The sequence below is a fragment of the Pseudomonas sp. B3G-3 genome, from assembly GCF_028640915.1.
In the GTDB taxonomy this organism is placed as follows: domain Bacteria; phylum Pseudomonadota; class Gammaproteobacteria; order Pseudomonadales; family Pseudomonadaceae; genus Aquipseudomonas; species Aquipseudomonas chlororaphis_I.
In genome coordinates this window covers 96,603-119,200 of record NZ_JAQZAB010000107.1, presented here as the reverse complement: position 1 = coordinate 119,200, position 22,598 = coordinate 96,603, and the positions used below count along the sequence as shown (strand labels likewise).

18 protein-coding genes are annotated in these 22,598 nt (G+C 63.2%); 17 read left to right on the top strand and 1 reads right to left on the bottom strand.

Annotated features, from left to right (window positions below; translation table 11 throughout):
* Positions 1–264 precede the first annotated feature (264 nt).
* The 15 genes from glnE (at position 265) to PVZ80_RS16275 (ending at position 18,763) form a co-directional block, all read left to right on the top strand.
* The gene (glnE, locus tag PVZ80_RS16345) at positions 265–3,204 is read left to right on the top strand and encodes a bifunctional [glutamate--ammonia ligase]-adenylyl-L-tyrosine phosphorylase/[glutamate--ammonia-ligase] adenylyltransferase (protein WP_009046645.1); all 2,940 of its coding nucleotides are present in this window, start codon (positions 265–267) and stop codon (positions 3,202–3,204) included.
* Between the two features lie 140 nt (positions 3,205–3,344).
* Complete coding sequence (waaF, locus tag PVZ80_RS16340; protein ID WP_009046646.1) at positions 3,345–4,379, top strand: lipopolysaccharide heptosyltransferase II; 1,035 nt, start codon at positions 3,345–3,347, stop codon at positions 4,377–4,379.
* Entirely contained in the window at positions 4,380–5,441 is a 1,062-nt protein-coding gene (waaC, locus tag PVZ80_RS16335; RefSeq protein ID WP_110175391.1) for a lipopolysaccharide heptosyltransferase I, read from the top strand. It abuts the gene before it with no gap.
* Entirely contained in the window at positions 5,441–6,562 is a 1,122-nt protein-coding gene (locus PVZ80_RS16330; protein ID WP_009041865.1) for a glycosyltransferase family 4 protein, read from the top strand. The genes waaC and PVZ80_RS16330 overlap by 1 nt, the downstream gene beginning before the upstream one ends.
* The gene (gene rfaP / locus PVZ80_RS16325) at positions 6,562–7,368 is read left to right on the top strand and encodes a lipopolysaccharide core heptose(I) kinase RfaP (protein WP_009046648.1); all 807 of its coding nucleotides are present in this window, start codon (positions 6,562–6,564) and stop codon (positions 7,366–7,368) included. The genes PVZ80_RS16330 and rfaP overlap by 1 nt, the downstream gene beginning before the upstream one ends.
* Positions 7,368–8,102: a lipopolysaccharide kinase InaA family protein gene (locus PVZ80_RS16320; protein WP_009046649.1), complete on the top strand. Its 735-nt coding sequence runs from the start codon at positions 7,368–7,370 to the stop codon at positions 8,100–8,102. The genes rfaP and PVZ80_RS16320 overlap by 1 nt, the downstream gene beginning before the upstream one ends.
* A complete protein-coding gene (locus PVZ80_RS16315; RefSeq protein WP_016704482.1) occupies positions 8,099–8,851 on the top strand; it encodes a lipopolysaccharide kinase InaA family protein in 753 nt (250 codons plus the stop codon). Before PVZ80_RS16320 ends, PVZ80_RS16315 begins: the two co-directional genes overlap by 4 nt.
* Positions 8,851–10,305, top strand: a complete 1,455-nt coding sequence (locus PVZ80_RS16310; RefSeq protein ID WP_124310230.1) for a lipopolysaccharide kinase InaA family protein — start codon at positions 8,851–8,853, stop codon at positions 10,303–10,305. The genes PVZ80_RS16315 and PVZ80_RS16310 overlap by 1 nt, the downstream gene beginning before the upstream one ends.
* A gap of 278 nt (positions 10,306–10,583) precedes the next feature.
* On the top strand, positions 10,584–12,341 hold the full coding sequence (locus PVZ80_RS16305; protein ID WP_009041869.1) for a carbamoyltransferase family protein: 1,758 nt from the start codon (positions 10,584–10,586) through the stop codon (positions 12,339–12,341).
* Positions 12,325–13,455 (top strand): glycosyltransferase, encoded by a 1,131-nt coding sequence (locus tag PVZ80_RS16300; protein WP_273864207.1) that lies wholly within the window; start codon positions 12,325–12,327, stop codon positions 13,453–13,455. Before PVZ80_RS16305 ends, PVZ80_RS16300 begins: the two co-directional genes overlap by 17 nt.
* Positions 13,455–14,351 carry an antimicrobial resistance protein Mig-14 gene (locus tag PVZ80_RS16295; RefSeq protein ID WP_273864206.1) on the top strand — a complete coding sequence of 299 codons (897 nt, stop codon included), beginning with the start codon at positions 13,455–13,457 and terminating at the stop codon, positions 14,349–14,351. Before PVZ80_RS16300 ends, PVZ80_RS16295 begins: the two co-directional genes overlap by 1 nt.
* Positions 14,348–15,754: a PIG-L deacetylase family protein gene (locus PVZ80_RS16290; RefSeq protein WP_273864205.1), complete on the top strand. Its 1,407-nt coding sequence runs from the start codon at positions 14,348–14,350 to the stop codon at positions 15,752–15,754. Before PVZ80_RS16295 ends, PVZ80_RS16290 begins: the two co-directional genes overlap by 4 nt.
* A gap of 84 nt (positions 15,755–15,838) precedes the next feature.
* On the top strand, positions 15,839–16,795 hold the full coding sequence (locus tag PVZ80_RS16285) for a glycosyltransferase family protein (RefSeq protein WP_038630439.1): 957 nt from the start codon (positions 15,839–15,841) through the stop codon (positions 16,793–16,795).
* A 54-nt stretch (positions 16,796–16,849) separates the two neighbouring features.
* Complete coding sequence (locus PVZ80_RS16280; RefSeq protein WP_009046656.1) at positions 16,850–17,611, top strand: hypothetical protein; 762 nt, start codon at positions 16,850–16,852, stop codon at positions 17,609–17,611.
* Positions 17,612–17,659: 48 nt separating this feature from the next.
* Positions 17,660–18,763 (top strand): glycosyltransferase, encoded by a 1,104-nt coding sequence (locus PVZ80_RS16275; RefSeq protein WP_029527142.1) that lies wholly within the window; start codon positions 17,660–17,662, stop codon positions 18,761–18,763.
* Here the strand turns inward: PVZ80_RS16275 and PVZ80_RS16270 are convergent.
* Positions 18,749–19,354 carry a hypothetical protein gene (locus PVZ80_RS16270; protein WP_009046658.1) on the bottom strand — a complete coding sequence of 202 codons (606 nt, stop codon included), beginning with the start codon at positions 19,352–19,354 and terminating at the stop codon, positions 18,749–18,751. The two genes, PVZ80_RS16275 and PVZ80_RS16270, sit on opposite strands and share 15 nt — an antisense overlap.
* Positions 19,355–19,461: 107 nt before the next feature.
* Here PVZ80_RS16270 and PVZ80_RS16265 point away from each other — a divergent pair, with 107 nt between their 5' ends.
* Positions 19,462–20,634, top strand: a complete 1,173-nt coding sequence (locus tag PVZ80_RS16265) for an O-antigen ligase family protein (RefSeq protein WP_198919663.1) — start codon at positions 19,462–19,464, stop codon at positions 20,632–20,634.
* 15 nt (positions 20,635–20,649) lie between these two features.
* Positions 20,650–22,458, top strand: a complete 1,809-nt coding sequence (msbA, locus tag PVZ80_RS16260; protein WP_028683749.1) for a lipid A export permease/ATP-binding protein MsbA — start codon at positions 20,650–20,652, stop codon at positions 22,456–22,458.
* The last annotated feature ends 140 nt before the right edge of the window (positions 22,459–22,598 follow it).

Here is a 22,598-nt window from a genome sequence, read left to right as displayed (position 1 = left end):
ACTACAAATCGTCGGCCATTTCAGCCTTTCGAATGTATAGACGAGTAGTAAAACTACAGAAGATTGGCTTGTGGCCTCCTGCTGTGTTGTGAGAATAATCGTTACTGTTGGTCGATTTCCAACACCAATGGGTAAGAATTTGATGCTGGCTGCCAAAATAATAAAAATTTCAGCTATTTCTAACTTTTGTTCGACAGTCCTTCAAGGGCCGCGCCCGCAGAATTTGCCCCGACCGCCCCTTTCTACGCCGATCAAGGATAGCCCATGAGCCTGCCCGCGCTTGCCGAACTCCCAGCGATTCTCCTGCCTTTTGTCAGCCGTGCGGAGCAGTCGTTCCGTAGCGCCGTGGCGACCCTGGACGACGATCATGGGCTCGCCGCCTGGCCCCCCGAACGCTGGGTCGAGTTCGCCCGGGTGAGCGCTGCCAGCGACTTCTTCATTGAACAGAGCCTTCGTGACCCTTTGATGTTGCTGGAGCTGGTGCACGGCGGCGAACTCGACCGCGGCTTCGGCCCGGGCGAGCTGTGCGCGCAGATCGCCGCAGCGGTGCAGCAGGCCACCAGTGAAGACGAACTGGGGCGGGTGCTGCGGCGTCAGCGCAATCGTCATCAGGTGCGGATCATCTGGCGCGACCTGACGCGCCAGGCGGATCTGGTGCAGACCTGCCGCGACCTGTCGGACATGGCCGACGCCTGCATCGACCAGGCCTATCAATGGTTGTACCAGCGCCACTGCGAGCAGTTCGGTGTTCCCACCGGCCGACGCAGCGGCGAGCCGCAGCAGATGGTCATCCTCGGCATGGGCAAGCTGGGCGCCGTCGAGCTGAACCTGTCGTCCGACATCGACCTGATCTTCGCCTACCCCGAAGGCGGGGAAACCGTGGGCGTGAAGCGTGCGCTGGATAACCAGGAATTTTTCATCCGCCTGGGGCAGCGCCTGATCAAGGCGCTGGACCCGATGACCGTCGACGGTTTCGTGTTCCGCGTCGACATGCGCCTGCGGCCCTACGGTTCGGCGGGCGCCCTGGTGCTGAGTTTCAATGCGCTGGAGCAGTACTACCAGGATCAGGGCCGCGACTGGGAACGCTACGCGATGATCAAGGCGCGGGTGGTGGCGGGCGACCAGGTTGCCGGCGCGCAGTTGCTCGATATGCTGCGGCCTTTTGTCTATCGGCGTTACCTGGATTTCTCGGCGATCGAAGCGCTGCGCACCATGAAGCAGCTGATCCAGCAGGAAGTGCGGCGCAAGGGCATGGCCGACAATATCAAGCTGGGTTCCGGCGGGATCCGCGAAGTCGAGTTCATCGCCCAGGCTTTCCAGCTGATTCACGGCGGGCGCGACCTGAGCCTGCAACAGCGTCCTCTATTAAAGGTGCTGACCACCCTGGAGGGGCAGGGTTACCTGCCGCCCGCGGTGATCGCCGAACTGCGTGAAGGTTACGAATTCCTGCGTTACACCGAGCACGCGATCCAGGCGATCGCCGACCGGCAGACGCAGATGCTGCCGGACAATCCGCAGGATCAGGCGCGCATTGCCTTCATGCTGGGGTTTGCCGACTGGGCGGCGTTCCATGAGCGCCTGATGTACTGGCGCGGTCGGGTGGAGTGGCATTTCCGCCAGGTGATCGCCGACCCGGATGAAGACGAAGGCAACGAGTGCGAAGTGGTGGTTGGCGGCGAATGGCTGCCGCTGTGGGAAGAAGCCCAGGACGAAGAAGCCGCCTGCCGGCAACTGCAGGAAGGCGGTTTCAATGACGCACCCAAGGCGCTCAGGGCGCTGGCCGGCCTGCGTGGCAGCCCGCAATTGCGAGCCATGCAGCGTTTGGGGCGCGAGCGCCTCGATGCCTTTATTCCGCGCCTTTTGGCCCAGGCGGTGGAACATGCTGATCCGGACCTGGTGCTGGAGCGCGTGCTGCCGCTGGTCGAGGCGGTGGCGCGACGTTCCGCCTACCTGGTGCTGCTCACCGAGAACCCCGGGGCCTTGCGCCGCTTGTTGACCCTGTGTGCCGCCAGCCCGTGGATCGCCGAGCAGATCACCCGCTTCCCGCTGCTGCTCGATGAGTTGCTTAACGAGGGCCGTCTGTTCAAGCCGCCATTGGCGCCGGAACTGGCCGCCGAGTTGCGCGAGCGCCTGACGCGCATCCCCGAGGACGATCTGGAACAGCAGATGGAGGCGCTGCGTCACTTCAAGCTGGCCCACCGTCTGCGAGTGGCGGCTTCGGAAATCGCCGGCAGCCTGCCGTTGATGAAAGTCAGCGATTACCTGACCTGGCTGGCCGAGGCGATCCTCGAGCAGGTGCTGGCCCTGGCCTGGCGCCAGACGGTGGCCAAATACGGCGCTCCGCAGCGCACCGATGGCACCTTGTGCGATCCCGGCTTCATTATTGTCGGTTATGGGAAAGTCGGCGGCCTGGAACTCGGGCATGGTTCCGACCTGGACCTGGTGTTCATCCATGACGGCGATCCGCAGGCGGAAACCGATGGCCCGAAACCGATCGACGGCGCGCAGTTCTTCACCCGCCTGGGCCAGCGGATCATTCACCTGCTGACCACCCAGACCAACTCCGGCCAGCTGTACGAAGTGGACATGCGCCTGCGGCCGTCCGGGGCGTCGGGCTTGCTGGTGAGTTCGCTGGGGGCGTTCGCCCGTTATCAGGAGAACGAAGCCTGGACCTGGGAGCATCAGGCGCTGGTGCGCGCCCGGGTATTGGTAGGTAGCCAGGATGTCGGCCAGGCCTTCGAGAAAGTGCGGGCTGCGGTGCTGGGGCGTGCCCGTGACCTACCCAAGTTGCAGCAGGAGGTCAGCGAGATGCGGGCCAAGATGCGCGACAACCTGGGGACCAAGGCGACGGCCGCCGGAACCGCGGCAAATGCCTTCGAGGCCACGGCGCCGTTCGACCTCAAGCAGGACGCCGGAGGTATCGTCGACATCGAATTTATGGTGCAATACGCGGCCCTGGCGTGGTCGCAAGAGCACCCGTCATTGCTGCGCTACACCGACAATATCCGCATTCTGGAAGGTCTGGAGGAAGTCGGGCTGATGCCCGCGACCGACGCCAGTCTGCTGCGCGAGGTCTACAAGGCCTACCGTTCCGCGGCTCACCGCCAGGCCTTGCAGAACGAGGCCGGGGTCATCGCCGGCGACCAGTTCGCCAGCGAGCGACGGGAGGTATTGCGGATTTGGCGCGAGCTGGGGCTAAGCTAGGCAGCGTGCGCTGCGTTGCCACAAATGTATCCGGCGAGCCCTGTTTTGGCTCGTCCACAATGAGCTGGCGGTGAATGCCGCAGGGCTGGATTCTCGAGGCGGGGAGGCGTAAGCCTCCCCGGTTCGTTTTTGGAAACCACATGAATATTCTGATCGTTGGGCCCAGTTGGGTCGGTGACATGGTGATGGCGCAGACACTCTTCCAGTGCCTGAAACAACGCCATCCTCAGTGCGAGATCGACGTGCTGGCCCCCGAGTGGAGCCGGCCGATCCTGGAGCGCATGCCGCAAGTGCGGCGGGCCTTGAGCTTCCCGCTCGGCCACGGCGTGCTGGAACTGGCGACCCGCCGGCGCATCGGCAAATCCCTGGCCGGCCAGTACGACCAGGCCATCCTGCTGCCCAACTCGTTGAAGTCGGCGCTGGTGCCGTTCTTTGCCGGCATCGCGCAACGTACCGGCTGGCGCGGCGAGTTCCGCTACGGCCTGCTCAACGACGTGCGCACGCTGGACAAAGAACGTTATCCGCTGATGATCGAGCGCTTCATGGCGCTGGCTTACGAGCCGGGCGCCGAGCTGCCCAAGCCGTATCCGCGTCCCGACCTGCAGATCGACCCGGCCAGCCGCGAAGCGGCGCTGGCCAAGTTCGGCCTGACCCTGGACCGCCCGGTGCTGGCGCTGTGTCCGGGGGCCGAGTTCGGCGAGGCCAAGCGCTGGCCGTCCGAGCATTACGCCAAGGTCGCCGAGCTGAAGATCCGCGAGGGCTGGCAGGTCTGGCTGTTCGGTTCGAAGAACGATCACGTGGTTGGCGAAGATATTCGCGCCCGGCTGATTCCGGGGCTGCGCGAAGAATCGGTCAACCTCTGCGGCGGCACCTCCCTGGCCGAGGCCATCGACCTGCTGTCCTGCGCCGATTCCGTGGTGTCCAACGACTCCGGGCTGATGCACGTGGCGGCGGCGCTGAATCGCCCGCTGGTGGCGGTGTACGGCTCGACATCGCCGGGTTTCACCCCGCCGCTGGCCGACCAGGTCGAAGTCGTGCGCCTGGGCATCGAGTGCAGTCCGTGCTTCGATCGCACCTGCCGCTTTGGCCATTACAACTGCCTGCGCCAGCTGCTGCCAGACTCGGTGGACCAGGCCTTGCAGCGGTTGCAGGGCACCGCGGTCGAGGTTCGGTAAGTGCGGGTACTGTTGATCAAGACCTCCTCCCTGGGTGACGTGATCCATGCGCTGCCGGCGTTGACCGATGCGGCGCGGGCGATTCCGGGGATCAAGTTCGATTGGGTGGTGGAAGAGGGTTTCGCGGAAATCCCGACCTGGCACCCGGCTGTGGATAAAGTGATCCCGGTGGCGATTCGCCGCTGGCGCAAGAACATCTGGCAGACCATCAAGAGTGGCGAGTGGCGGCGCTTCAAGCAGAGCGTGCGTGCGACTCAATACGACTTGGTGATCGACGCCCAGGGCTTGCTGAAAAGCGCCTGGCTGACGCGCTACGTCAAGGCGCCGGTGGCCGGCCTGGACAAACAGTCCGCGCGCGAGCCCTTGGCGGCGCGTTTCTACTCGCGGCGCCTGGCCGTTGCCCGCGGCCAGCATGCCGTGGAGCGTGTGCGCCAGCTGTTCGCCGTGGCCTTGGGGTATGACTTGCCCCAGGGGCTGGGCGATTACGGCCTGAACGTCGAGAAGCTGGTGGAACTGCCGCGGCCCAAGCCGTTCGTGGTGTTCCTGCACGGCACCACCTGGGACACCAAGCACTGGCCGGAAGCCTACTGGCGCGAGCTGGCCGAACGCATGGGCCAGCTGGGCGTCGAGGTCAAGCTGCCGTGGGGCAACCCGGCGGAAAAGGCCCGGGCCGAGCGTATTGCCAAGGGCTTGGGCAACGCCACGGTACTGCCGAAGCTGAACCTGGCGGGTGTCGCCAAGGTGCTGGCGCAAGCCCGGGCCTGCGTCGCGGTGGATACCGGGCTTGGCCATCTCGCAGCGGCGCTGGATGTGCCGACCATTTCCCTGTTCGGCCCGACCAACCCGGGCCTGACCGGCGCCTATGGCAAGGCGCAGATCCATATGGCCAGCGACTTCCCTTGCGCGCCGTGCCTGCAGAAAAAATGCACCTATCAACCGACGGCTGAAGATCAGCGGCGGTTCGACCTGAAACGCGAGTGGCCGTTGTGCTTCACGCGTCTGAATCCTGAGCGTGTCGCCAGCCGGCTGAGCAGGTTGTTACTGGCTGAGGAGCTGCGCTGATGCAATTGGCTTTTGTCCTTTATAAATACTTCCCGTTCGGCGGCCTGCAGCGGGATTTCATGCGCATCGCCCTGGAGTGCCAGAAGCGCGGGCACCAGATCCGTGTCTACACGCTGATCTGGGAAGGTGATGTACCGCCAGGTTTCGAAGTGCTGGTGGCGCCGGTCAAGGCGTTCTTCAACCATCGGCGTAACGAGAAACTCAGCGCCTGGATGGAGGCCGACCTGGCCAAGCGTCCGGTGGACCGCCTGATCGGCTTCAACAAGATGCCCGGGCTGGATGTGTATTACGCCGCCGACGGCTGCTTCGAAGACAAGGCGCAGAACCTGCGTCATTCGCTGTACCGCCGTTGGGGTCGCTACCGGCACTTCGCCGAATACGAGCGGGCGGTGTTCGCCCGGGACGCGAAGACTGAAGTGCTGATGATTTCCGAGGTCCAGCAGCCGCTGTTCATCAAGCATTACGACACCCCGGTGGAACGTTTCCACCTGCTGCCGCCCGGCATCGCCCAGGACCGTCGCGCGCCGGCCAACGCGGCCGAGATCCGCGCCGAATTCCGTCGCGAGTTCGCCCTGAAAGACGATGACTTGCTGCTGGTGCAGATCGGCTCCGGGTTCAAGACCAAGGGCGTGGATCGCAGCCTCAAGGCTGTGGCCGCCTTGCCGCCGGAGCTGAAGAAACGCACCCGGCTATTTGTAATTGGCCAGGACGACCCCAAAGTATTCCAATTGCAGAGCGCCGCATTGGGCCTGGGCGAGCATGTGCAGTTCCTCAAGGGGCGCAGTGATATCCCGCGTTTCCTGTTGGGCGCCGACCTGTTGATCCATCCGGCGTACAACGAAAACACCGGTACTGTGCTGCTGGAAGCGCTGGTGGCCGGCTTGCCGGTGCTGGTCAGCGCGGTCTGCGGTTATGCCCATTACATCGCCGAGGCCGACAGCGGCCTGGTGCTGGACGAGCCATTGGAGCAAGGACAGCTCAATCAATACCTGAACACCATGTTGACCGACGACGCTGCACGCGCGACCTGGAGCCGTAACGGCCTGGCGTTCGCCGAGACGGCCGACCTCTATAGCATGCCGCAGCACGCTGCGGATGTGATTCTGGCGGAGCAACACTGATGAAGTTGATTCTTGCCGAACCGTTCAAGACCCTTTGGGCCGGACGCGATGCGTTCGCCGAAGTCGAGCGTCTGGACGGCCAGGTCTACCGTGAACTCGAAGCCCGCCGTACCTTGCGTACCGAGGTGGCCGGCGAAGGGTTCTTCGTAAAGATTCACCGCGGTATCGGTTGGGGCGAGATCTTCAAGAACCTCCTCACCGCCAAGTTGCCGGTGCTCGGCGCGGGCCAGGAATGGCAGGCCATCCAGCGCCTGCAGGAAGCCGGCGTGCCGACCATGACCGCCGTGGCCTATGGCGAGCGCGGCAGCAACCCGGCCAACCAGCATTCGTTCATCGTGACCGAAGAGCTGGCGCCGACCATCAGCCTCGAAGACTTCAGCATCGACTGGGTCAAGCAGCCGCCGCAGCCCAGGCTCAAGCGCGCGCTGATCGCCGAAGTGGCGCGCATGACCGGCATGATGCACCGCGCCGGGGTCAACCATCGCGACTGCTACATCTGCCACTTCCTGCTGCACACCGACAAGCCGGTGACGCCCGATGACTTCAAGCTCTCGGTGATCGACTTGCACCGCGCCCAGACCCGTCCGGCAATCACCCGGCGCTGGCGCGACAAGGACCTGGCGGCGCTGTATTTCTCGGCCCTGGATATTGGCCTGACCCGGCGCGACAAGCTGCGTTTCCTCAAGGGCTATTTCCAGCAGCCGCTGCGGCAGATCCTGAGCGACGAGGCGGCGCTGCTGACCTGGCTGGAGGGCAAGGCCAACAAGCTGTACGCACGCAAGCAGCGGTACGGAGATGCGCTCTGATGGCGGGTTGGAACCTTGAACCTGGGTATCGGGAGCTGGCGCAGGACTTCGGCAGTCTGGATGCGGTATTTGCCCTCAAGGGTGAACATCTGACCCGCGACCCGTTGTCGGAGGTCATCCGTGTCGAGCGCAACGGCATCAACTATTACGTCAAGCGCTACACCGGCGCCGGCAAGAACCTGCGGCGCTATCTGGGCAAGCCGCGGGTCAAGTCCGAGTGGCAGAACCTCAAGCGTTTCGCCAAGTGGGGCATTCCCACGGCGGAGGTGGTGGCCTGGGGCCTGGAACGTCGTGGCCTGGCCTACGACCGGGGGGCGATGATCACCCGCGAGCTGCCACGCACCGAAGACCTGTCGGTCCTGGCCGAGCGCAACGACCCGCTACTGGCCGATCGGGCCTGGGTGGACCGGGTCAGCCAGCAGCTGGCACGCTACACGCGGATCATGCATGAGCACCGCTTCACCCATAACGACTTGAAGTGGCGCAACCTGCTGATCGACGACGATGCCCGGCTGTACCTGATCGATTGCCCCAATGGCGATTTCTGGCGCGGTTTCTGGCTCAAGTACCGGATCACCAAGGACCTGGCGTGCCTGGACAAGGTGGCCAAGTATCATTTGTCCGCCACCCAGCGCCTGCGCTTCTATTTGCAGTACCGCCAGCGCACCCGGCTGAATGCCGCGGACAAGTGCCGTATCCGGCATGTGCTGAGATTTTTCGAGGGACGCGAATGACCGATTTCCTGGCGGCTCAGGACCGTGCGTTGCTGGAGCGCCACGGCCTCGACAGCTTCGACGCGTTGTGGGCCAAGCAGCTTGAGGCGGTGGACGAACCCAATACCGATGGTGGGGGCTGGAGCAGCGTGTATCGCCTCGACCTGGAAGGCCACGGCTACTACCTCAAGCGCCAGAGCAACTACCTGACGCGGACCCTGCACCGGCCGTTCGGCGAGCCGAGTTTTGCCCGCGAGTTTCGCAATATCAGCCGCTATCAGCAGTTGGGTATTCCGGCGCTGCAGGCGGCCTTCTTTGGTGAGCGCAAGGTGGCTGGCGAAACCCGGGCGATCCTGCTGACCCGGGCGCTGGATGGCTGGAACGACCTGGACTCGCTGTTGCAGCAGTGGGCGCAGCTCAGCCCGGACCAGCATGCGGCGATCCTGCGGGCCTGCGGCCTGCTGGCGCGCCAGCTGCATGCGGTGCGCCAGGTACACGGCTGTTTCTATCCCAAGCATATTTTTCTGCGGGCCACCGGCGACGGTTACCAGGCGCAATTGATCGACCTGGAAAAGACCCGTCCGCTGTTGTTCGGCCAGCGTGATCGGGTCAAGGACCTGGAGCCGCTGTTGCGTCGCGCCCCGGTCTGGAGTGAGGGCGATGTGCGCGCCTTGCTCGCGACCTATCTGGATCAGCCGCAGGACAGTTCGCTGGTCGATGCCTGGCTGAACCGCCTGAGTGCACGCCGCAGCCATAAGGAGACTCGTTGATGCGCCTGTCCGAACTCAAGCAGGCCGGCCGCGCGCCAAGCCTGCCGTTGAGCCTGGAGCTGGCCGACGCTGCTGGACCTGCGACGCTGCAGTTGCTCAGCCTGCTGCGGGTGCTGCCAGGGCAGCGTTATGTCGGCGCCGGTGTCTGGCGCGGGCGTCCGGTGCTGGCCAAGTTGCTGGTGGGCGCCAAGGCGGCGCGGCATTTCCAGCGTGAGCTGCAGGGTGTGCGCCTGCTTGAAGAACAAGGCATGACCACGCCGCTGTTGTTGGCCGACGGCCTGAAGGAAGGCGAGGGTGGCTGGCTGTTGTTCGAGTTCCTGGAAGGTTCCGAGAGCCTGGGCGATGCCTGGAAACAGGTGGAGTCGTTGCCGGCGCTGGCCGATGAGCAGCAGGCGGTACTCGCCGAAGCCCTGGCCGCCATCGCCGAATTGCACAGCAAGGGCCTGTGGCAGGAAGACCTGCATCTGGACAACCTGCTGCGTCATCAGGGCAAGCTGTACCTGATCGATGGTGCCGGGATCTGCGTGGAGCAGGCAGGCAAACCGCTGTCCCGGCAGAAGGTCCTGGAAAACCTTGGGGTGTTTTTCGCCCAGTTGCCCAAGAGCCTGGAGCCCTTCACCGAAGAGTTGCTGGTGCATTACCTGCTGAACAATGCCGAGCATGCCTTGCCGCTGGAAGCCTTGCAGAAGCAGGTGGACAAGGTGCGCAGCTGGCGCTTGAAGGATTTTCTCAACAAGATCGGTCGCGAGTGCACCCTGTTCAGCGTGCTGCGCGGTCCCTTCGCCTTGCGGGCGATTCGGCGCGAGGAAGAGGCGGCGATGCTGCCGGTGCTGGAACAGGCCGATGCGCTGCTGGATCGGGGGCACCTGTACAAGACCGGTGGCGCCGCCAGCGTCGGCCGGGTCGAAGTGGCGGGCCGCACCCTGGTGGTCAAGCGCTACAACATCAAGGGTTTTGCCCATTGGCTCAAACGCTTCTGGCGCCCCAGCCGGGCCTGGCATTCGTGGCAGGAAGGCAATCGCCTGGCATTCCTCGGCATTGCCACGCCCAAGCCGCTGGCCTTGCTGGAAAAGCGTTTCCTCTGGCTGCGCAGCCGGGCCTATCTGGTGACCGAATACCTGGCCGGGCCGGACATCATCGAGCGCTTCGCGCCCTATATCGATAGCGGCGCAGCTCCAGAGGCCGAGTTGCAGGCGCTGGACCGGCTGTTTGCCGAGTTGATTCGCGAACGCATCAGCCATGGCGACTTCAAGGGGCACAACCTGTTCTGGCAAGAGGATCGCTGGGCGCTGATCGACCTGGACTCCATGTGCCAGCATCACAGTCTCGGCAGCTTCGCCCCGGCCTACGCCCGCGACCGGGCGCGCTTCATGCGCAACTGGCCGCAGAGCAGCGCGCTGTATCAGGTCATCGACCAGCGCCTGCCTAAAACCGCCGAATCGTCCGTAGGCTAAGGCCTGTAGCCGCTGCCGCAGGCTGCGATCGAGCGCGAAGCGGTCGCGCTCTGGAGATCGCAGAAAGGCTCTTCGAGCCTTATCGCAGCCTGCGGCAGCGGCTACAGATCCCTCGCAAGCCATATTTGGCGCCAGCGCCCGGCGCTGAAACGTCAGGGATCATCCCGCGGCAGGTTTACGCTATAATCCCGCCCTTTAGCTGTTTCTCGCCCCTGGCGGGGAGCACATTAATTCCAGGCGCACGTCGCCTGCATGCAGACTTAAGAGGCTAGACCCCTGTGGCATTGACGATTCTTGGCCTGTCCGGCGCCCTTAGCCATGATCCTTCCGCAGCGCTGTACATCGACGGCAAGCTGGTGGCGGCTGCCGAAGAAGAGCGCTTCGTACGCGATAAACATGCAAAGAACCGCATGCCCTACGAATCGGCGAAGTTCTGTCTGGAACAGGCCGGCATCAAGCCTTCCGACGTTGACGTGGTGGCGATTCCGTTCGCGCCGATCAGCCTGTTCGGCAAGGCCCGCTGGCACTACGCCAAGCGTTACTGGTACGCCCCGGACCGCGCCCTCGACGCGATCCTGATGGGCAACCGTCGCTACAAGCGCTATCGCAACAAGATCGTCTGGTGCCTCGAGCAACTGGGCTTCGATCCGAAGAAGATCAAGATCGAGCCGGTCGAGCACCACCTGGCCCATGCTTCCAGCGCCTACCACTGCTCCGGCTTCAAGGAGAAAACCGCGATCCTCGGGATCGACGGCAAGGGCGAGTACGCCACGACCTTCTTCGGCTACGGCGAAAACGGCAAGATCCACAAGATCAAGGAATTCTACGATCCGGACTCCCTGGGCGGCCTGTATGGCGCGATCACCGAGTTCCTCGGCTTCGAGATGCTCGACGGCGAGTTCAAGGTCATGGGCATGGCGCCGTACGGCGATGCCAGCAAGTACGACTTCTCCCGCCTGGCCAGCTTTGAAAACGGCGAACTGGTGATCAACACCGATTACGCCAACGTCATCGGCCTGCGCCGCTATAAAGAGAAGGGCAAGGGTTTCTACTTCTCGCCGAAGCTGATCGAGTGGCTGGGTCCGAAGCGCGAAGGCGACATCGCCGACGAGCCGTACATCCACTACGCGGCCAGCATGCAGGCGCTGTTCGAGAAGCTGGCGCTGCAGATGATCGACCACTACCTGGGCGACATCCTCAAGGAAACCGGCAAGCTGGCCTTCGCCGGCGGCTGTGCGCTGAACGTCAAGCTGAACCAGAAGATCATCGCCCGTCCGGAAGTCAAAGAGCTGTTCGTGCAACCGGCGTCCGGCGATGCCGGTACCGCGGTCGGTGCCGCGGCCTATGTTTCCCACGCGCGCGGCGTGCCGGTGGAGAAGATGGAACACGTCTATCTCGGCCCGTCCTACAGCAACGAAGACGTGATCGCCGCCTGTGCCCGTCACCCGAACAAGCCGGCCTGGCGCCAGATCGACAACACCCCCGAGCGTATCGCCAAGATCATGGTCGACGGCAACCCGGTGGCCTGGTTCCAGGGTCGCATGGAGTTCGGTCCGCGTGCCCTGGGCGGTCGTTCGATCATCGGTTGCCCGAGCGCTACCGGCGTGGCCGACCGGATCAACGAGCAGATCAAGTTCCGCGAGCGCTGGAGGCCTTTCTGCCCGTCGATGCTCGACACCGTCGGTCCGCAGATGATCAAGGTCGATCACCCCGCACCGTTCATGACCTTTACCTTCGAAGTGGCGGAAGAGTGGAAGACCCGCGTACCGGAAGTGGTCCACGAAGACGGCACTTCCCGGGCCCAGGTGCTCAAGCGCGAATACAACCCGCGCTACTACGACATGATGAAGGCCCTGGAAGTCCTGACCGGCAACGGCGTGTCGCTGAACACCTCGCTCAACCGCCGTGGCGAGCCGATGATCTGCTCGCCGACCGACGCCCTGAACATGTTCTTCGGCTCCGATCTGCAGTACCTGATCATGGAAGACATCCTGGTGGTCAAAGACGGCGTGGACCCTTATGACACGCTCGGCTGAGCGCCACGTCCTGCAGTTCTGCCACGGCTATGACGGGCCGTTCCTGGACTGTGCCCGGCAATATGCCAGCCTGTTCGCGGGCAGCGGCTATCGCGTGACCACGGTGTTCCTCACCGGGGTCGCCGATGCCGAGGTGGCCGATGGCTGCGCCAGCGACGAAGTGCTGTTCATGGAGTACAGCTCCAAGGCCATCCGTGGCCTGAAGCTGGGGGCTATACGCGACCTGCGCAAGATCGCCGCGTCGCGCAACTTCAGCTTCTGCATCGCCCACCGTTTCAAGCCGATCTACATCGCATTGCTGGGCACCGCGTTGCCGGTGATCGGTGTGCATCATGCGTTTGGCGATTACCAGCGCGGCAGTCGCCGCCTGTTTGCCAACCTGTTCCGCAAGCGCCTGAGCCTGCTCGGTGTGTCCGATGCGGTGCGCGACGACATGCGCAGTTGCCTGCCGCAGTGGCCGGCGGCGCGGATCCAGACGCTGTACAACCGGATCGACGTCGAAGCCTTGCAGGCGACCCAGCTACCGAAGGCCGAAGCGCGCCGGGAGCTGGGGCTGTCGTCTTCCGCCTGGATCGTCGGCAATGTCGGACGCCTGCACCCGGACAAGGATCAGGCCACCCTGCTGCGCGGATTTGCCGCGGCCTTGCCGGGGCTGCCTTGGGAAAGCCAGCTGGCGATTCTCGGCAGCGGGCGCCTGGAGCAGAACCTCAAGGACCTTTCCCGTGAGCTGGGCATCGCCGACCGTGTGCTGTTCCTCGGCCAGGTCACAGAAGCCCGGCGTTTCTTCCGCGCTTTCGATGCCTTCGCCCTGAGCTCCGACCACGAGCCCTTCGGCATGGTGCTGCTGGAGGCCATGGCCGCCGGCGTGCCGCTGCTGGCGACGGCCTGTGGCGGGGCCAAGGAAGTGGTCGAAGGCGTCGGCATCCTGTTTCCGCTGGGCGATGCCGAGCATATGGCCCAGGGCCTGCAACACCTGGCCGGAATGGATGAGAACCAGCGCCTGCTGTGCGCCGAACTGATGTTCGAGCGCCTGCGCGAGCGATTCTCCGACCGCGCTGTTCGCGACGCCTTCTGGCGTCTGCCGCAAGTTACCGATCTGACCGCGAGGCCCTGATGCTCAATCGATTCCAAGGCTGGCGCGAGCGTGGCTGGTCGGTCGTCGACGCCTCGACTTATGCCGCTGCCTGGCAGCGTTTTGGCGGCAGTGTCGCCACCCATCCTTTGGTGGTGGAGCGCCTGGCGAACCTGGCGGGCATTCCGGTCCGCTACCTGGCCTGGGAACAAGCCGGCGAACTGCGGGCGGCGATCCCGACCTGGGGGCGCGACCTGGCGCTGTCCAAGGACGTGCTCAAGCGTCGCGGCAAGAAAGGCCTGTTCGACCTGGGCAACGCCGAGCTGATCCTGCCGGCCGCACCTGACACCCTGGCCCCGCTGCGTCATCGCGGCCGTTACCTGTCGGCCTTGAACCAGGGCCGCTTCAGCACCCTCAAGCCCCAGGCCGAACAACTGGCCATGGCTCGCACGCCTGAAGAGCTGTCGAAGAAGTTTCGCTACAACCAGCGCCGCGAGCTGCGCCTGCTGGAAGAGGCGGGCGGCGTGGTGCGTCCGGTCGGCGAGTTCTCCAGCCAGGAGCTGGCGGCCATCTACTGCGATCTGTTCCAGCGGCGCTGGGGGTTCCCGGCCACCGGTGCCGAGCGCATGGCCGAAGTCATCGAGTTGCTGCGCGAGCTGCTGATCGGCTCGGTGATTTTCCTCAACGATGCGCCGATCGCCATTCAACTGGTGTATCGGGTCGAAGCGCCGGAGTGGATCAGCGTCGAATACATCAACGGTGGCGTCGATCCTGAAACCCGCGAGTTCAGCCCTGGCAGCGTGTTGAGTTTCCTCAATACGCAAAGTGCCTGGGAACAGGCGCGGGCCATCGACAAGCCGCTGCGTTTTTCCTTCGGTCGCGCCGATCGCGAGTACAAGGATCGCTGGTGCAACCCCGTTCCGGTGTTCACGGTATGAATCAGCCACCGAGTCGCAAGCAACGGTTGCTCAAACGCCATCGCCGGCAGAAGCGCCTCGCTCTGCTGATTGGCCTGCTGGTGCTGGTGGCCGTCGGTGTGCTGGTGGCCTGGTGGTTGCCGCTGCTGCTCGCGGTGCTGGCCTGGGTGGCCCATGAGGCCTGGTTCGCCGACCACCTGTTTTATTCGCCCCGGGACGATTATCAGTACAGCTTTCCGTTCGGCACCGAGCAGCCCAAGGTCCACCTGGACAAGGAGCGCCTGGTGCTGGACCAGGCGATCGACCTCGCGGGGGATGAAACCCTGATCCTTGCGGTAAAGGTCAGCAGCACCTGGCTGGGGCGCTTTTTCGACCCTTGCGTCTCTTTGGCGGGGCAGGATCGGCAGACATTCGAGCGCGGCGTGAACGGCTTGCGTTATCTCAACCTCAGCGGGCTGGCACGGCCTCTGGCCAGCGGCAAGCTGCAACTGCGCGGGCGTTTCTGCCGGGTGCACGGCGAGCCGCTGTTGTCGGTGTTCCGCGAGCCGGACTATCGCCACCAGCGGGTGATGGTCATCGCCCCCCATGCCGACGATGCCGAACTGGCCGCCTTCGGTCTGTACAGCCAGGCCGACGAAACCTGGATCGTCACGCTGACCGCGGGCGAGATCGAGGCCGAGCATTACCGGCAGATGGGCATGAACGGTGCCGATGCGGCGCGGATCAAGGGCCGGCTGCGGGCCTGGGACAGTATCGCGGTGCCGCGTTGGGCCGGGGTTGCCGAGGCGCGCTGTGTGCAGCTGGGGTACTTCTGCCTGCAACTGCCGGCCATGCAGGCAGCGCCGAATCGCCCTGTGGCGTCCCGCGAGGCCGAGCTGTCGGATATCCGCCTGTTCCGCCAGTTCAATCCGTTCCCGCTGCCAGCGGATGCCGATGGCGCGCCGACCTGGAACAACCTCTTGGCCGACCTGCGGGCGCTGTTGCTCAAGGCGCGCCCCGAGGTGATCGTGCTGCCGCATCCGACACTCGACCCGCACCCGGACCACCTCTGCGCCCAGCAGGCGGTATTGGAAGCGTTGCAGGGGCTGGAGTGGCAGCCGACCACCTTGCTCGGTTACGCCAATCACTTGCATGACAACGACCGTTGGCCGATGGGCGATTCGGGGGCGGGCATTGCCCTGCCACCGGTGTTCGACCCGACCCAGGAGCTCAGGCCCTGCTGCTTGCCGCTATCGGTCGAGCAGCAACGCGACAAGGCGATGGCCCTGGGCATGATGCATGACCTGCAGCCGCGGGCGCCGTTCAAGCGCCGCCTGCGCCGGGTCCTGCAGCGTGTGTTGGCCGGCCGCGCCGCTTCGCCTTATGGCGAGAACGAGTTTTTCCGCAAGGCGGTACGCCGGCATGAGCTGTTCTGGCGTTTGTAAATTGATATTGCATGACACCCTTTTGCCTGTCGGCCAGGGTAGTTTCGCTCTTTTGTCCGGTTGCTCACGGCTGCAAGGAAGATGATGAAGGTTCTATTTCTGGTGCAGAAAGAACAGCGGGCCATTCTGGACCGCCTGTACGAAGGCGTTGCCGCTCATTGCGAATGCGACCTGCGGTGGTTGAGCAGCGACGAGCAGCGCAACCTGCGTGGCTATTTCCGCCGTGAGGTGGAGGTATCGCGCTACGACCGTATCGTGTTCTTCCTGCGTTTCAAGCAGGAAATCCGCCAGGCGAGTTTCATCCGTAGCATTCCCAATCTGGTGATCCTCGAGCACGACGCCTACCAGAACTACATCCCTTGCAAGTACACCGGCAAGTTCAGCGCGCACTACCGCCGCCTGCCGTGGGCACGGGTGATCAGCTCGGGGTTCATGGTCAGCGAGCGCTTGCGCCAGGAAGGTTTCGACGCGGTATTCGTGCCCAAGGGCTACGACCAGACCCTGCTGCAGGATCAGGGCCGCGAGCGGGATATCGAACTGGCATTCGTCGGCAGCACCAACAGCGTGGCCTACAGCGGGCGCAAGGCGCTGCTCGACGAACTTGGCCAGGTCGAGCCCCTGGTGGTGACGCGGACCAAGTCGGGCGAAGAGTATTGCGACACCCTCAACCGTATCCGCTTTTTCGTCAGTGCCGACGTCGGCATGGGCGAATACATGATCAAGAATTTCGAGGCCATGGCCTGTGGCTGTGTGTTGCTGGCATTCGACCAGGGTGAGGCGGAAAACCGCGCGCTGGGCTTGCAGGACCTGCACAACGTGGTCTTTTATCAGAACATCCCGCAATTGCAGGAAAAACTCGCCATGCTGCGCGCCGATCCGGCCCTGGCGCAGAGTATCGCGCGAAACGGCCGCGATCTGGCGGTCTCTCAGTTCAGCTTCGCCCGTATCGGGCAGCGTATTGTCGAGGAACTCCAGCCCGCATTGCGGCCTCGTGCACCCTTGAGCCTTATCGAGCGCGTACGCTCGAAGCTGGGTGTTTGACAGCGATCACTGAGCCCTTAATAGTGATCGCACTTTGTCGTAGGTGAGAATCAAGTGCAGTTTAGTCAAGAGAGTGACATCACCCTGGTGGTCACCAGTTGCGGTCGTCTGGACCTGCTCAAGCTCACGCTGGAGAGTTTCGATCGCTTCAACAGCGCGCCGATCCGCGAAGTCTTCATCACTGAAGATGCTGGCGACGAGCGGGTGCGCACGGCGGTGCCCGCCCATTGGAAAGATCACTGTACCTTCTTCGTCAACCGGCCGAAGCTCGGGCAATTGGCGTCGATCGACCTGGCCTACGAGCAGGTCAAGACCCCCTATATCTTCCATTGCGAAGACGATTGGGAGTTCTATCGCCCGGGTTTTGTCGAGGATTCGAAAGCGATTCTCGAGCAGCGCCCGGACATCCTGCAGGTCTGGTTGCGCAGTTATGCCCACGACCTGCGAGTCCATAGTCCCTACATCCACTTGGGTGCCCGCGAGTTGATCGGTGGTGTGCCTTGTTATCCGCTGATCTCCGATAAACCCGAGTGGCAGAGCTTCTCCCTGAACCCGGGCTTGCGCCGGATGGCAGAGTATCGACTGTGCGCGCCTTTCGCCGGGCACGGAGGCGAGAAAGCGCTGTCCAAGCGCTATGCTGAGCTGAACCTGACGGCTGTCAGCCTGGAAGGCGACGCGGTGCTGCATACAGGCTTCGGTCTGCATGTGGAGACTGCCGCCGAGCGGCAGCGTAAGGCTCGGCGCAGTCGTCGCGAGCAAATCAAGCTTGTTTTAGTCCTGTTGGTTGGAGTCGGTATTGGCTGGTTTATCAATTAGTTCTACCGGTTTCACTTTTCCGAATACCGCGAAAGGGCTATGTGCCCAATGAGCATTCTCAACGTCATGTGGGCAGGCGGCAGTGCATTTGCCTCCGTTCACAAGGTTCACCAGCAGATCCTCTCTCAGGCCGAGCCAGGCACTGTGGTCAAGACCTGGCTGCTGCAAGGCTCGTCCACCGGATGCGTTGCCGAAGTGGGGGAATGCCGGGAGTGGAACCTGTCGTCGGTGCGCCTGAAGGGCAAGCATTTCTGGCGCTTGCTCAAACCCTGGCTGCGGGCCCGCTTTCGCAAGGCTCTGCAGGAGACTGATGCCCAGGTGCTGTTGCTCGATGGCCTGGGGGTGGCGCGTACCTTGTTGCCGGTCCTCAAGTCATTGCCGCACATGCGTGCGGTGGTGGTGATCCACGGCTCCACGCGCTTGCACCGCAAGGATCAGCAGCTGTTCCGGCAGTTCCCCGCCTCGCAGCTGACGCTCGCGGCCGTTTCGCAGACCCTGGCGTCTTCCCTCGAATACGATTTGCAGATGCCAGTGACGGCCTTGCGCAGCGCGTTCGACCCGCAGGAGTTCAATGCAAGGCTGCTGCCGCGTGCCGAGGCCCGGGCCACCCTCGGCCTGCCCGTGGACGATGTTCCGGTATTCGGCGCGGTCGGCCGTCTGGTGGACGATAAAGGTTTTGCTTGCCTGCTGGAGGCTTTCGCCAAGGCCTTGGCGAGCCGGCCGGAGATGCGTCTGGTGATTATCGGCGAGGGCTCGAATCGCACAGCGCTCGAGGCCCGCATCAACCAGCTGGGCCTGCAGGACAGGGTTTCGCTGCCTGGACATCTGAAGCATGCGGCAATGCTTTACAAGGCATTCGACTGGGTGGCCATCCCGTCGCTGGACGAGGGCCTGGGGTTGATCCTGCAGGAAGCCGTGATGTCCGGTGTGCCGGTATTGACCAGCGATTTGCCAGTGTTCCGTGAGCAGTTGGCTGAAACCGGGCGTTATGCGCCGGTGAATGATATCGACGCCTGGCAGGAGGCCATTTTTCAGGCCCTCGGCCTGCCCGTCCAGAGCATCGCGGCGGATCAGTACGCTGCTCTGGCCCCCGACCTGGCCTGGCAGCGCTTCAGCCAGGCCGCTACCTCCCTGTTGTCATGCCGAAAGTAGGGCCTGTTCCAGCGCTTGTATCGGAAAGCTCCCGTTCAGCTTCTCCCGGGCAATATAACGGGCGAAGTGTTGCAGGTTGCGTTTGACCAGATGGCGCGGCAATGGTCCGCGGAAAAAACGCATGTCGGCCACATCGATCAGGCCGAAGCGGTTATCCGGGGTGATGACGATGTTGCCCAGGTGCAGCGAGCGAAAGTAGATCCCCGAGTTGTGCAGGCTGCGAATCAGCTCGACCAGGGCCGGCAAGGTCTGTTGCCAGTCGAAGCCTTCCTTGCTGGCGACCTGGCGCAGGGTTTCGCCTGGCAGCGGTCGGTAGAGCACCGCGGTCATGCCGGGTTGTTCCAGGCGGTAGAAGTCCAGAACCTGCAGCGTGGGAACGCCGAGTTGTTCCAGGCGCGCGGCGTTGTCGATGAAGCGCCTCGAATAGGGCCGAAACAGGGCGGATGAAAAAAGACGCTTGCGCCGAAACAGTTTCAGAATATTCCCATCCTGCAACAGGTAGACTTTCGGGCCGTAACTGTCGGCCTCCAGAATTCTGGCGCCTTCAATCATCTGATTCAAAGTGGCTTGGGGAAGCCGGGAGCATTGCATCGTAGGAAGCCTTGTCGAAGTGGCGGGCACAGTGGCGGGCAATGATGCCGAAAAGTTGTTGTTTTAACCATGCCGGGTTGGCTGGTGAATCATTTAGGAGCGAGTAGATGCAGGCCACACGTTGGGCGCAAGTATGGATGACAATCGGGTTGCTATGGTTTTTGCTGGCCATCGCACTGGCGCCCACCAACAAGCTCTACCAACAGGGGCTGGTGGCCTTTTTGTGGTTGCCGGCGATGATTCTGGCCTGGCCCGCGCGTCAACGCCTGGTTGAATGGTGGCATGCCCAACGCTGGCTTGGCCTGGCGTTGCTGGGGTTGGCGATATGGGGGCTGGTCAGCCTGCTATGGACGCAGGCGGCGGACCCATCGCGTGAGGCCAAGCGCCTGCTGTACATCGTAGTGTTCCTGCTGTTCTTCCCGGTTTTCGCCAATGCCCGGACTGAGCGGGTGATTCGCGTCATGCAGTGGGGCGGACTGGGGCTGGCGGTGACGGCGCTGATGGCCATCATCCAGTTCTACTGGATCAACGGAAATGTCTGGTGGGCACGCCTTGTGGGATTGGGTGAGCTGGCGCATCCGATCCTGGGTGGTTATGTCATCGGCCTGGCCGCCATCTGGCTGCTGCACTGGGTGCCGCGTACTCGCGCCCTTCAAACGGTGTGGCTGGTGGCGTTGGCGGTGCTCGGTGGGTTTGTCGTGCTCTGCCAGAGCCGCGGTGCTGCCCTGGCCCTGTTCCTGACCGTGCTGGCGATGCCGATCTGGTGCCGTGACCGACTCAGCCGAATTTTCGCGGCGGCAGCATTGTTGCTGGCAATGTCGGCGTTCTGGTTTCTCGAGCCTTTGGTCCTGGCGCGTGGCGTTTCCTTTCGCCCGCAGATCCTGATGGCCAGCCTGCAGATGATCGCCGAACATCCATGGACAGGCCTCGGCCTGGGTTCAGGCTATAGCGTGCATGCCGAAGGGCAGGCTTTCGATCATGCCCATAACCTGTTCAGCCACATTGCCATCGAACTGGGGATCCCCGGGCTCTTGCTCTGGGTCGTGGCCTGGTTTGCAGCGCTGCGCGAAGCCTGGCGCGCCCGTGAAACGCTCTATGGCCGGGGCGTCATCGGCATTTGGCTGTTCTCCTTCCTGGCCATGCAGTTCGATGCCGCCAGCCTGACCGGAACCCCTCGCGCCGAATGGTTCATCAGTTGGCTGCCGATCGGTCTGGCTACTGTTTTGGTCTGGGCGCGGGGCAGTCACACAGGCTGTGATAAAATCCCGCGTTCCTCCTAAACAGTGAGCTCGACGATGAGTGACGCACCGCGTAAAGCGGAACAGGACTCCAGCCTGAAAATCTATTTTCGGCTGTTGGGGTATGTAAAACCCTACATTGGCATTTTCCTGCTGAGTATCGTGGGCTTCGTGATATTTGCCTCCACCCAGCCGATGCTGGCGGGCATTCTCAAATATTTCGTCGACGGCTTGAGCAATCCCGAAGCGGTGCTCTTCCCCAGCGTTCCCTATCTGCGCGACTTGCAGCTATTGATGGCGGTGCCGCTGCTGATCATCTTGATCGCGGCCTGGCAGGGGCTCGGCTCCTTCCTCGGCAACTACTACCTGGCGAAGGTTTCCCTGGGGCTGGTGCATGACCTGCGGGTCGAACTGTTCAACAAGCTGCTGGTGCTGCCGAACCGCTACTTCGACACCCACAACTCCGGGCATCTGATTTCCCGCATCACCTTCAACGTCACCATGGTCACCGGTGCCGCCACCGACGCCATCAAGGTAGTGATTCGTGAAGGCCTGACGGTGGTGTTCCTGTTCGTCTACCTGTTGTGGATGAACTGGAAGCTGACCCTGGTGATGCTGGCGATCCTGCCGTTGATTGCGGTCATGGTCGGCAGCACCAGCAAGAAATTCCGCAAGCAGAGCAAGAAGATCCAGGTGGCGATGGGCGATGTGACCCACGTGGCCTCCGAGACCATTCAAGGCTATCGCGTGGTTCGCAGCTTCGGTGGCGAAAGCTACGAGCAGCAGCGTTTCGTCGACGCCAGCCAGAGCAACACCGACAAGCAGCTGCGCATGACCAAGACCGGTGCGGTCTACACGCCGATGCTGCAGTTGGTGATCTACTCCGCCATGGCGGTGCTGATGTTCCTGGTGCTGTTCCTGCGTGGCGATGCCACCGCGGGCGACCTGGTGGCCTACATCACCGCGGCGGGCCTGCTGCCCAAGCCGATTCGCCAGCTCTCGGAAGTCAGTTCGACCATCCAGAAAGGCGTGGCGGGCGCGGAAAGCATCTTCGAACAGCTGGACGTCGAGCCTGAGGTCGATCGGGGCCAGGTCGAGCGTGAGCGCATCGAGGGTCGCCTGGACGTGCGCAACCTGAGCTTCACCTATCCGGGCACCGACCGTGAAGTGCTGAAGGACATCAGTTTCTCCGCGGCTCCCGGGCAGATGATCGCGCTGGTCGGCCGCTCCGGCAGCGGCAAGTCGACCCTGGCCAGCCTGATTCCACGCTTCTATCACCATGAGACGGGGCAGATTCTCCTCGATGACGTGGAGATCGAGGATTACCGTCTGCGCAACCTGCGCCGGCATGTGGCCCAGGTGACCCAGCATGTGACCCTGTTCAACGACAGCGTGGCCGCCAACATTGCTTATGGCGATCTGGCCGGGGCGCCGCGGGAAGATATCGAGAAGGCGGCGGCGGATGCCTATGCCATGGATTTCATTTCGCAGCTGCCCGAAGGCCTGGACACCCAGGTCGGCGAGAACGGCGTGCTGCTCTCCGGCGGTCAGCGCCAGCGTCTGGCAATTGCCCGGGCCCTGTTGAAAAATGCGCCGTTGCTGATTCTCGACGAAGCCACCTCGGCCCTGGATACCGAGTCCGAGCGGCATATCCAGGCGGCCCTGGACAAGGTGATGAAGGGGCGCACCACCCTGGTGATCGCACACCGCCTGTCGACCATCGAGAAGGCCGACCTGATTCTGGTCATGGACCAGGGGCGGATCGTCGAGCGCGGCACCCATGTCGACCTGCTGGCGCAGAACGGCTACTACTCGCGCCTGCATGCCATGGGCCTGGACGAGCCTGCGTCCGAAGGCATTGCCTGACCGAGCTTCAGGGTGGGCACTGCCCATCCTGGAACGACCCCGGCGTGCAATGCGCCGGCCGGTCTTTGTATCCCGCCCCTTACAGTCTTGACCAAGCCTAAATAATTCCGCGTCTCGTGCTTGTTATGGTTCCAGCCTCA